The 11813-nt window shown below is 44.7% G+C and carries 10 protein-coding genes; 4 read left to right on the top strand and 6 right to left on the bottom strand.

Annotated elements, in window-relative coordinates; all coding sequences use genetic code 11:
* Positions 1-5: 5 nt before the first annotated feature.
* Complete coding sequence (locus R7040_RS11080) at positions 6-1073, bottom strand: ABC transporter substrate-binding protein (protein ID WP_005373851.1); 1068 nt, start codon at positions 1071-1073, stop codon at positions 6-8.
* A 210-nt stretch (positions 1074-1283) separates the two neighbouring features.
* On the opposite strand from R7040_RS11080, the gene R7040_RS11085 reads away from it, so the two are divergent.
* Positions 1284-2012, top strand: a complete 729-nt coding sequence (locus R7040_RS11085; RefSeq protein WP_318081315.1) for a UTRA domain-containing protein — start codon at positions 1284-1286, stop codon at positions 2010-2012.
* Positions 2013-2074: 62 nt separating this feature from the next.
* Here the strand turns inward: R7040_RS11085 and R7040_RS11090 are convergent, their stop codons facing one another.
* Complete coding sequence (locus R7040_RS11090; protein ID WP_005373846.1) at positions 2075-3661, bottom strand: BCCT family transporter; 1587 nt, start codon at positions 3659-3661, stop codon at positions 2075-2077.
* Between the two features lie 303 nt (positions 3662-3964).
* On the opposite strand from R7040_RS11090, the gene R7040_RS11095 reads away from it, so the two are divergent.
* The gene (locus R7040_RS11095; RefSeq protein WP_318081316.1) at positions 3965-6373 is read left to right on the top strand and encodes a beta-mannosidase; all 2409 of its coding nucleotides are present in this window, start codon (positions 3965-3967) and stop codon (positions 6371-6373) included.
* Positions 6374-6474: 101 nt separating this feature from the next.
* On the opposite strand, the gene R7040_RS11100 is transcribed toward R7040_RS11095, so the two are convergent.
* On the bottom strand, positions 6475-6729 hold the full coding sequence (locus R7040_RS11100) for a hypothetical protein (protein WP_005387084.1): 255 nt from the start codon (positions 6727-6729) through the stop codon (positions 6475-6477).
* 168 nt (positions 6730-6897) lie between these two features.
* On the opposite strand from R7040_RS11100, the gene R7040_RS11105 reads away from it, so the two are divergent.
* Complete coding sequence (locus R7040_RS11105) at positions 6898-7257, top strand: DUF6559 family protein (protein WP_017819807.1); 360 nt, start codon at positions 6898-6900, stop codon at positions 7255-7257.
* Between the two features lie 137 nt (positions 7258-7394).
* Positions 7395-8429 carry an ABC transporter substrate-binding protein gene (locus R7040_RS11110; protein ID WP_053304597.1) on the top strand — a complete coding sequence of 345 codons (1035 nt, stop codon included), beginning with the start codon at positions 7395-7397 and terminating at the stop codon, positions 8427-8429.
* 107 nt (positions 8430-8536) lie between these two features.
* Here the strand turns inward: R7040_RS11110 and tyrS are convergent, their stop codons facing one another.
* The 3 genes from tyrS to R7040_RS11125 all read right to left on the bottom strand — a co-directional run bounded on the left by tyrS (position 8537) and on the right by R7040_RS11125 (position 11658).
* Positions 8537-9796, bottom strand: a complete 1260-nt coding sequence (tyrS, locus tag R7040_RS11115) for a tyrosine--tRNA ligase (RefSeq protein WP_025767979.1) — start codon at positions 9794-9796, stop codon at positions 8537-8539.
* A gap of 82 nt (positions 9797-9878) precedes the next feature.
* A complete protein-coding gene (locus tag R7040_RS11120) occupies positions 9879-10685 on the bottom strand; it encodes a response regulator transcription factor (protein WP_025767978.1) in 807 nt (268 codons plus the stop codon).
* A gap of 193 nt (positions 10686-10878) precedes the next feature.
* Positions 10879-11658: a hypothetical protein gene (locus tag R7040_RS11125; RefSeq protein WP_005373824.1), complete on the bottom strand. Its 780-nt coding sequence runs from the start codon at positions 11656-11658 to the stop codon at positions 10879-10881.
* Between the last annotated feature and the right edge of the window lie 155 nt (positions 11659-11813).

The following is an 11813-nucleotide window of genomic DNA, read 5'->3' on the forward strand; positions in this document are numbered from 1 at the left end:
TACTCTTATTGCTGGTGGATTAAGACACTTTCTTGCCATTGACGTGGCAGCTTACGTGCGGACTTTTCCCAAGCTGAGAAGTCAGTCACTGGGTGAACATTGCTGTATTGGTCATTAGCAATTAGCTTGTCTTGCACTGCTTGAGGCAGTGTGATGTTGGTGCGGATTGGACGCGCATAACCTTCTGCTAAGTTGATTTGCCCTTGATCGCTGAAGATGTATTCACGAGCAAGCTTTGCAGCATTAGGGTTCTTCGCGTATTTATTGATTATGGTTGTATAACCAGAAATCACAGAGCCATCTTGAGGAATGCTCACTGTAAAGCGGTCGCGGTCAATTTTGTCGCGGTAGTTCAATGCATTGAAGTCCCACATGATCGCCACTTCCACTTCGCCTTTTTCTAGGTTGGCGATGTTCGGATCGGTAAATGAAAGACGACCTTGCTTCGCGAGTTCAGAAAAGAATTTGAGCGCAGGCTTGAGGTTGGATTCGTCCCCACCGTTGGCGAACGCTGCGGCGAGAACCGCGTTGTTTGCCTGTGCTGCTACGCCTACGTCACCTACGGTCACTTTGTAGTCGCCTTTTAATAGGTCATCCCACGTTTTTGGCGCGTCTTTTACGAGGTTATTGTTGGAGATAAAAGAAATAGTGCCAGTGTAAGCAAGTGCCCAATGACCATCTTCGTCTTTTGCCCAATCTGGGATGTCATTCCAAGTTGTTGGTTTATATGGCTGAGTGACGCCTTTTTTTACCGCTACACGTGCGAAGGCAAAGCCTACGTCACCAATGTCTGCGGTCGCGTTTTTCTTCTCAGCTTCGAATTTTGCGATTTCTTGAGCCGAGCTCATATCCGTGTCTTGGTGCTTAAGGTTGTAATTTGACTTTAAATCAGCCCAAGTGTCTTTCCAGTTTGCCCAACTGTCAGGCATACCCACACTGTAAACCGCCCCTTCTTTTTGTGCTGCTGCTACCAAAGATTCAATATCGGCTTCTTTCGCTACTGTTGGCGTAGCGAGCGTTACCGCAATGATTGCCGCTGGTGCGGTAATTGAACGACTTAGCAAAGTTTTCATTGTCTCCATCCTTCTGGACTAGGTCAGTAAGTTCGCTTTGTATGCTATGGATGGAATGTGACGATTTAGCGCAAGTAATTTGACAGTTTTGCTGATTTTATATGGCACTTATATTTCATACGTTCAGTATGTGTTCTGTTGATTAATGTCATATTTTTGTTACGTAAACGCCTTATGTTATTCGTCAAATTATCCTTGGACTAGATCAGAATGAGAGCGACAGGCACCGGACAATTTGGTACCCAATTAGGAAAAATTAGAAGCAGCTTAAAACAGCAGATTCTTTCCGGCATCATGTCGGAAGGACAAAAACTGCCGTCAGAGAGAGAGCTCAGTGAGCTGTTTTCTACAACTCGAATCACTATCAAAGATGCGTTGGTATCTTTAGAAACTGAAGGTCTTATTTATCGAGAAGAGCGCCGGGGTTGGTATGTATCTCCTGAGCGTATCTGTTACAACCCGTTGTCTCGTTCTCACTTCCATCAGATGATTCGAGAGCAGCATCGTATTGCAGAAACTAAGTTACTCAACATGCGAAGTGAAATGGCCGCAGGTGAGTATGCCAAATCGTTAGAGGTGGAGCGAATTACCCCAATTTATGTAATTGAACGGTTACGTTTTATTGATGGGCGAGCGGTATTGTTTGTTGAGAACGTGCTCAAAGCGGCACTGTTTGAGGGTATATTGTTTGAGAACCTCACCATGTCCCTGACGGGCATTTATCGTGAGAAGTATGGTTACGAGACAAAGCGCTCTCGTTTTGATGTGATTCCCACGTCAGCGCCTGCTCATGTCGCTAAGGCGTTGAACCTAGCTGAAGGACAACCCGTTCTGAAAATTCGGCGGGTAAACTACAAACAAGATGGGCATTTAATGGACTGCGAATTCGAGTATTGGCGTCCAGACGCCGTGATGATTCGCATTGATAGCGTAGGATAAAGCGCAGAATTAAAAAGAGCCCAATGAAGGGCTCTTTTTCGCATATTGGTTAGAGAGGCGGTTTAAACGAGGCCTTGCTCTTTTGCCATTCTGCTTGCAATGCCGGGTGCTTTCCAAATGCTTGGCAGCAAAATGAAAGACACAGGCACGGCAGTAATTACAATGAAAGACTGCAATGCAGAAATACCACCAGAGCCCATTGAGATAAGCGCAATAGCGACAATACCCATAATCAGACCCCAGAACGAGCGAATCACTGCGTTTGGTTCTGTTGAGCCCGTCATCACTACACTGATTGTGTAAGTCATCGAGTCACCCGTCGTCACGATAAATGTTGTCGTTAAGATCAGGAAAAGAACCGAAATGATCATTGGGTAAGGTAATTCACCAGTAATCGCTAGCAGTGCTGCAGGCAAGTTAAAGCCTTCAAACGCAGATGAAATCAAACCAGGGTTATCAAGTTCAAACGCAAGGCCACTGCCACCAACGATACTAAACCAGAAGCAAGTAATCAGCGGTGCCGCGATGCTAATAGACATGATTAATTGGCGAATTGTACGACCACGAGAGATACGAGCAATAAAGATCGCCATCATTGGGCCATAACCGATAAACCAACCCCAGAAGAATACTGTCCACCAACTTAGCCAGCCTGTATCACCACGGTAAAGTGCCATAGGGAAGAAGTTATCCACCATACGACCAACGCCTTGCACGTAGCCATCAACGATAAAGCTTGTCGGCCCGAAGAACAGGATGTAACCAATTAATAGTACAGACAAAATGATGTTGTAACGACTGACGATTTGAATACCCTTGCTCAAACCGCTCAGTGCGGAAAGGGTATACATCAGGATCGCCGCCATAATAACCATACTTTGCGTTACGAACGTATCAGGCAGGCCAAACAATGAGTTTAGCGCGTAGCTAATTTGTAAACCTAAGAAGCCGATAGGACCGATGGTTCCTGCTGCTACTGCAATGATGCTACATGCGTCAGCAACATCACCAATCCAGCCTTTAATGGCTTTATCACCAAACACAGGGTAAAGCAGAGTACGCGGCTTAAGAGGCAGGCCTTTATCGTAATGCAAGTGCATTAAGACAATGGAAGATAGACCACCAAGGATCGCCCAAGCTAAGAAGCCCCAGTGCATAAAAGACTGAGATAGGGCATTGATTGCGGCAGTTTTCGGTGAGGCTTCCCCGTATAGAGGCGGAGCAGTCACAAAGTGCGCGATAGGCTCAGCTGCGGCCCAGAACACACCACCACCTGCAAGTAGAGTACAGAGTACGATTGACAACCACTTAAAGTTATCAATATCAGGTTTCGCTAGACCACCTAGGCGCACATAACCAGTGCGACCAAACGCAAGAGCCAAACCAATTAGGAAATTCAGAAGAAGCAGTACTTGCCAGTAAGCTCCGAAATATTTAGTAGCAAAGCCGAAGCCGGTGTTAACCATTGCGGTTAGAGAGTCGGTATTCGTTAGAGCAAGTAAAACGAATAGAGTGAGGAAGCTACCACTTAACCAAAAGACAGGATTGGTGAGTTCGAGGCGCTTGAGTAAAGATGGGGGATGAATAGCAGAATAGTCAGCATCCTGAATAGGCGCTGTGTGGGAGGCGGCATTCGTCATATTTGACATAATTACTTCGCTTTTTAGGGCTATGAAGCCGTGCATTTCCCCTCACATCGTTTCAACGAAAAGTGTGAGGATGTTCAAAAAGCCGATGATGTTAACATGTCGAAGTTGCAAATATAACCTTAGATTTCGATTAATTTTTAACAGGTTAGCCAAGTTGCTGATTTTTGGGTAGAGATCAAAAGAAAGAGTTTTTACGTGAAATGCACCGCATTTCGTATGTAATTAACATTTCCCTTGTTTTTGCATGGGTTTATCAGGATTACATTGAGAAAACATGTTTTTCCCAAGCTAAGGTTTAACTCGATGGCTCACTTCGAACTAAATGGGCAGTGGATGCTTACCTCGCCACAGCGCCCCAATCTTGAAATTCCAATGTTTATTCCGGGCGATAATGTGTCGGCGCTTTTACAAGCAGAGCAGATTCCAGATCCTTATTTTGCCGATAATGAAAACAAAGTTCGATGGATTGAAGAGTGTGAGTGGCATATCTCACGTGAGTTTGACGTCGACGCGTTTACGTTGTCTGCCAAGCAAATTTGGATGACGCTAACTCGTGTAGATACCTTGGCAACCTTCTATGTTAATGGTGAGTTAGCACTAACTTGCAGCAACATGTTTACCCAGCAACGTGTGGATATTAAACCGCATTTAAAGCAAGGTACTAACACGATTCGGGTTGAGTTTGCTCGGGTGGATTTAGAAGGTATCGCAAGAGCAAAAAAATTGCCATTTCCTATTCCATCGGCAATGGGCAACAACCAAATTCCACACATGAACTTGATCCGCAAAACACAATGCCATTCCGGATGGGACTGGGGCATTTGTTTGATGGTGTCGGGTATTTACGACCCCATTCAAATCGACATTGTGAATGAGCTTTGGCTCAAAGGTTTCTCGACAGAGCAGCAATGGCAAGCCGATGGGAGTGTGTTTCTTGATGTAGTAGTTGAAGTGGAAACGGACAGTCAACGCCATGAAATGATGATTGAATTTAATGGTGAGCGTCAACGTATTCAAACAAAAGGAAGTGGTCACTATCATTGCCAGTTCCACATTTTGGAGCCTCAACGCTGGTGGCCATCGGGTTATGGCGAAGCGTATCTCTATCCCATTACCATTTCTTGCAGAGAGCAAAAGTTAACGCACAACATTGGTTTGCGTCAGTTAACCCTAAATAACCAAGCTGATGAGCACGGCTCTGCAATGGAATTTATCGTCAATGGCGTACCGATTAATGCTAAAGGTGCCAACTGGATCCCTATTGACGCAATGCCGGGGCGAGAGTACGAAACACGTTATCGCAACCTTTTGCAAAGTGCGGTTGACGCCAACATGAACATGATTCGCGTATGGGGCGGTGGTCAGTACGAGAGTGAAACCTTTTATAACCTTTGTGATGAACTTGGCTTGTTGGTGTGGCAAGACATGATGTTCGCCTGCTCGTTGTACCCATCAAACGACGAGTTTTTAAAAGACGTAGAAGAAGAACTTAGATTCCAAATCCCGAGGCTTAAGAAGCACCCATCAATCGCACTTTGGTGTGGTGATAATGAAGTGATTGGAGCTATTGGTTGGTATGACGAATCTAAGCGCAGTAAAGTCAAATACACGGTTAACTACGATCGCCTCAATCGCATGATTGAGAAGGAGATTACCGAGCAAGATAGCACTCGCCGTTTCTGGCCAAGTTCCCCGTGTAATGGTGAATTGGATTTCGGTGATGCGTGGCATGATGATAGTAAAGGCGATATGCACTTTTGGGACGTTTGGCATTCAGGAAAATCATTCAGTGCCTACTTTGACGTGAATCCTCGTTTTTTCTCTGAGTTTGGTTTTCAATCTTGGCCATCTTTTGCTGAAGTTAAGCGGTTTGTCCCTGAGCAAGACTGGAATATTACATCCCCAACTTTCGAACAACATCAGAAGAACCCTCGTGGTAATAGTATTATCACAGAGATGTTCACGCGCTATTTTCGTTTTCCCTCTGGATTTGAGAGCATGCTGTATTTAAGTCAAGTTCAGCAGGCAATCGCGATCAAAACTGCATGCGATCATTGGCGTGCCATTTCTCCAGTTTGTCGCGGCATGCTGTACTGGCAACTCAACGACAATTGGCCTGTCAGTTCTTGGTCTAGTTTGGAATACAGTGGTCGATGGAAGCAGTTGCACTACCATGCAAAACGCTTTTTTGCGCCGCAGTATTTGGTATTTTCCGAGCATACAGGCAAGTTGAGCCTACATTTGCTCAATGATGCAAAAGAGTCCGCAAGCGTCAACGCACTGCTTAAGTGGGTAGATTGGCAAGGGGAAGAAAAGCAATGTTGGAGCTTAGAACAAACAGTCATAGCAGACAGCAATACGATTTTGTGGCAGTTGGATGAATTGATCGAGAAGGATGAACTTACGTCAGGCTTCTTCTATGTTGAAGCGCAAATCGGTGAAGACAGAATAAGCAACACATGGTTTAGTACTCACGAGCTAAAAACCTTGCCGATAGCGAAAGCCAATATAGATGTCTCTATTGAAGGGAGGCGAATTACATTGATTGCGGATAAGCCTGCGTTTTTTGTTCATTTGGAGAGTGATGCTGATGGAAGATTCAGTGACTCCAGTTTTACTCTGTTGGCTAAGGTTCCAATGACGGTTGAGTATTTAGGTGATGATGTTTCAGGTATGCAGCAGTCGTTGAGGGTATGCCACCTTAATGATTAAAGCGGGCATAGAACATCTACATGCTGATAACTAAAAAGGGAGCGTTTGCTCCCTTTTTAGTTACCAAGTATCCGTTATTAAGCTCAGGTTGAGACAGAAGACTATTTAAGTTTCTGATGGACCCGATAGCTAACGACAAAGCCAATGTAGAATAGTGCAGCAAGAGTAATCACTGCCGTCGCGTACGCCAGCAGGCTGTTTAACCCTAAACCAAAAGCCAAAGTGAAGGCGATACCATGAATGGCTTCCGCAGGGATTCGGTACCAAGCAGCGTGGACGGAAGATCCGAAGAGGATAAAGGTACTAAGTAAGACAATCGTGCCGCCTATAAAGCCGACCCATCTGCTGTTGTTCATGTTGCAGTCTCAGGGGTTACCGAGGTAACGTAACAAAATATTTCAGGATCGTATTATACAACCGATCATCGCGAAAAGCGCTAGAGAAATTTCGCGGATAAAACAGAGTGTTTTAATTCGAACAAAAAGAATACGACCATAGCCAACTTAATACAGGAATAACAAAACATGTTGAGATTTATACAACGTCGTCGCATTAAGAAAGTGATTAAACTAATGAGTACTAGATTGGTGGTGGGATACGGCAGTCGTGAGTATTTTTCGGTTGGTCAGGTAAAGACGAGCACCAGTGAGTTAAGCGCGTGCCAACAAAAAATTGCGTTGGCATTATATGCGGATCCGCAAGATCTTGATTTGGAAAATCAACCAGAGTTGCAAGCAATACGCTCAGACGTGGCGCATGATTTCTTTTCTGGTGCCGACTATACCGCTCAAGATGTGCTTAATTTACTCGGCTCTGGTGGCTGGAAAGGCGGCCGAATGGAAGATGGAATGTCTCATCATTTTGGTATGCACAGTCGCTATTAAAAACATGCGTTAATTTTATAAATTCGATAAATATTTTTGCTGTTAAAGATTAATTAAATTTTCTTTCAATTGGGTAACAATTACCTAATTATGCACCCGAATCCCAGCGCGTCGCTGGACTGGTTGGATTGCATACCATGAAATTAATCATCAAAGGATTGGGGCTGAGTGCTCTTGTGCTCAGCATGTTTGCTCATGCAGATAGCAAAACGTTGAACGTTTATGCATGGGGTGGCTATTTGCCGGAAGCATCGTTAAAAGCGTTTGAAAAACAAGAAGGCGTTACGATTAATTATTCGACCTTTGAGAATAATGAATCAATGTACACCAAGCTAAAATTGCTAAAAGGTTCTGGTTACGATGTGGTTTTTGCTTCTGCGTACTTCATTGAAAAAATGGGTCGAGAAGGGCTGCTTTCGAAAATAGATCACGCTCAAGTGCCAAACATGCAAGACACAATGGACGGTTTACTTGGCCAAGCGCACGATCCGAAAAATGATTACTCGCTGCCTTATATTTGGGGCATTACCGGGATCAGCTACAACGAATCCATGGTTGAGCAACCAGTGACCAAATGGGCAGACTTATGGGAGTCTCAATACGAACAACAAGTCATGTTGATCGATGACGTGCGCGATGTGTTTGGTATGGCGCTTAAGAAAAATGGCCATAGCGTGAATACAAAAGACGAAGCTGAAATCGAACAGGCTTTTGATTCTCTAGTTGCGCTGAAAAACAACGTATTACTGTATAACTCAGATGCGCCGCAAGTCCCTTACGTGTCCGGTGAAACATCGGTCGGCATGCAATGGAACGGCAACGCATTCCAAGGGCAGGTTGAAATGCCTGAACTGAAGTTCGTGATGCCGGAAGAGGGCGCGGTATTGTGGATGGACAACTTCACTATTCCGTCTGGCAGTAAAAACAAAGAATTGGCGCATAAATTTATTAACTTCATGTACCAATCAGAGAACCAAGCGGAAATCGTGACCAGTTTGGGTTATGCGTCGGCAACAAACGCTGGGCGTGACAAATTGCCAGAAGAGTTGAAAAATAACCGTACTATTTTCCCTTCATCAGAAGACATGAAAAAAGGCGAGTTTATTAATGATGTTGGCGCAGAAACGTTAGCGATTTACGAAAAGTACTGGCAACGTTTAAGAACGCAATAAGCAACGTCTTTGCCTATTGTTAGGCTTAAAATCGTTCAAATTTGGATTCCCCTCATCACGAAAGTGGTGAGGGGAATTTTTTTATAGGTTTTGTACTGCGAGTGTTGCTACGCGGCACGCTTTACGAGGCAGAAGTGCTTTTTACCGCGTTGCAGTAACCAATATTGATCAAACAGTGGGAAGCTTAAACTCGGGTTATCAGCCGCCACTTTTTCACCGTTTACACTGATGGCGTTGTTGCTGATGTGTTCGCGTGCAACACGCTTCGAACTTGCTAAGCCCGACTCAATCAACAGCTCAACCAAATCTTGTTGTGTGCTCTCAATGCTTGGTAAACCATCCAACTCCAACTGTTTTAATTCACCCAAACTCAGTTGTTGCACATTACCGCTGAATAAAGCTTGAGTGATACGCTCGGCACTGGCTAGGCCTTCTTCGCCATGAACAAATCGCGTCATTTCTTCAGCGAGAATACGTTGTGCTTGTGGCTTACCTTGGCTTGCTTGGTCTTGCGCTTCAATGCTGGCAATTTCTTCGCAGCTCAAGAATGTGTAGTAACGCAAGAAGTGGTAAACGTCGGCGTCTTCTGCGCCAAGCCAGAACTGGTAGAACGCGTAAGGAGAGGTTTTGCTAGGATCTAGCCATACTGCACCGCCTTCGGTTTTGCCAAATTTGGTGCCATCGGATTTGGTGATCAGCGGCAGAGTTAAGCCAAATACTTGCTCACCATTTTGACGGCGAGTTAAATCGATCCCGCTGACGATGTTTCCCCATTGGTCATTGCCACCGATTTGCAAACGGCAACCGTATCGACGGTTTAGCTCGGCAAAATCGTACGATTGCAGTAGGGCGTAGCTAAATTCGGTGAAGGAGATACCTTGGTCAGGTCGTTGCAGGCGTTGTTTTACCGATTCTCGGTTGACCATAGTATTGATTGAGAAGTGCTTACCCACATCGCGGAAGAAGTCGATCACATTGATCGCTTTCATCCAGTCAGCGTTGTTTACCATGATCATCGGCTTGGCCAGTTGGTGATTCATCAACTGCTGAATTTGATTAGAAAGATCGTTAACCCAGCCTGAGACGATTTCCTCTGAGTTCAGACTGCGCTCAGTCGCTTTAAAGCTTGGGTCGCCAATCATGCCCGTTGCACCGCCAATCAAGGCAACAGCTTGGTGTCCGGCATCTTGAAAGCGCTTAAGCATAATCAAAGGCACGAGGTGGCCGATATGTAAGCTGCCAGCTGTAGGATCGAAGCCGCAGTAAACGGTTTGTGGCTGTGAGAGAAGTGTCTGAATTTCTTCCAAATCGCTGGCTTGTGCAATCAAGCCGCGATCTTGTAAATCTTGCAGTAATGGTGTCGTCATTCTTTTTGTCTGTTTTAGTGGTTGTTACATTCAGACTAAAACGCGACACCTTTTCTCGATATATCCCTTAAGGGACAGTTTTTTATCTTGAATGGAGAATGAGGTGATTGAGGAAAAGCTGGAATAACTCACTCAATGAAGACACATTTAATTGCGAGTAAATTCGCTTTCGATGATTTTTGACCGTGCCTTGAACTAAGTGTAACCGCGCGGCAATTTCTTTGGTGTCAAACCCTTGAGCGAGAAGCGAAGCCACCTCTTGTTCGCGACGGGTGAGTGATTCTACGCCAAACGTTGCTAAAGCTTGCTCAATGGCTAATCGCATACTGCCAGAATAAGCACTCTGTGCAAAAACAGGCTCAGAAAAGGTAAATTCCGTTTGTTTCCAATGCTGCTGACAAAGCGACTGAATTATCGGGAAATAGGGCTTTAGCTTATTGATTTGTTGCTGAGAAAAGTATTTTCCATCATTCATATACCCGAAGTACAGCATGACCCAACGGCCAGATTCAACTTCGACTAGCATGCTAAGTTCGTCTTTCCACCCTGTTTGATGATAGAACTGCTCGCAGTATGAGGTGAAGTCAACGCCTTTACGCGCCACGTCTTTGAGCGTAAATACGCCTTGTTGCTTTGTCTCGTTTAGTTTGAGAAAAAAAGGGTCATTTTGAAATGAGTCAGTAAGGTAGCGTTGAAAAAGTAACTCTCGCTCGTTCTCAATTGAGTCGTAGAGATAAATAGGATGTTTACCTTCTCGGTAACCTAAAATAACTGCGCAATCAAAATGAAAAAGAGTGCGAATGACACGCATAAGTTTAGGAGTAAAGTTAGGCGTGTTAAGAGCAGAAATTGCTTCTGCTAGCAGATTATTAAAGTTATTGTCAGGCATGGGATACCGAATTGCAGGTGGTTTTGCGCAAGCATAACCAAAAGCAATCCAACGAGAAAGGGAAGTCGCCATCTTCTGGTGACTTCCATAGAGAAAGTTGCGTAAGTGCTCAGTTTTGAGGAATCATATCCCCGTTAACTTATTGATAAGGGGGCATAACAACGGTTTTATTTAAGCGATTAGTTGCTATGCATTACTGCGAGTTAGTGAGCTCTTCGTTAACCCAATATTTAGAACCAGACACGTTAGCATCGATGAGCAAACCTTTAGCGTTCAACTGATAGACGGCGACGCCGCTGTTAAATTGTTTTGAAAGTTGCTCTGAATCTTCGCCCGCAACAGCAGAGGCTTCACTTGTGGCCTCCCATCCTTCGTTGACGAACGTATCAAAGTCTTCTTTGCTCTCAAACAGAACCACTTGTTGGTAAAATTTGCCGCCAGCCCCAAGTGCAACGCCCAAACCAAACATATTCATATAAGTGCGTTCTTCTGTTTCCTTATTCACTGCGACTCCTGACCCTGAGTTGGTGTGGAACAGCAAAGATAATTTACGAGAATCAAAGACCGCGTAGCCGTACGCGTTGTCGTAAATAGCTTTTGCCTCCGGCTTTTCATTAAATAACTTGAGCAAAGCGCTATCTGCCATTAAGTCCACGGCTTGGCGAGCTTCTTCTGGCGTATCGCCTTCCATCAGCTCATCAATTTTTTTGTCGGCAGCATCTATCCATTCTTTGCTTTTCTCGATGCTGGCTTCTGTCCATTCCCCTGCGGTATTGATCGCTTCCTCGGACCAGTTCGTGAAATCTTGCCACGCTTGTTTTGAAAACGCTTTGGTGTCGTCCCAAGCATCTTGTGCAGTATCAGAAACTGCGTCGCCAAGCTCAGACATTTTATTGGAAATTTCATCCCAATCGGCATAAGCAGGGGATGCCAGGAGCATCAATGTAGTAAGGAGTGCGATAGGCTTTTTCATCAAATTCTCTCTGGAGTTATCGATATACCATTCATTTTAGGTCATCAGACTTTGATAATGAAATTGACTAAATGACGAACTTGAGAGAGGAATCACGAACTGATTGTGAAATGACGTGTGAATAACAAAGCCCTCACAAGGGGAGTGTGAGGGCT

The organism is Vibrio sp. 1069 (genome assembly GCF_033340555.1).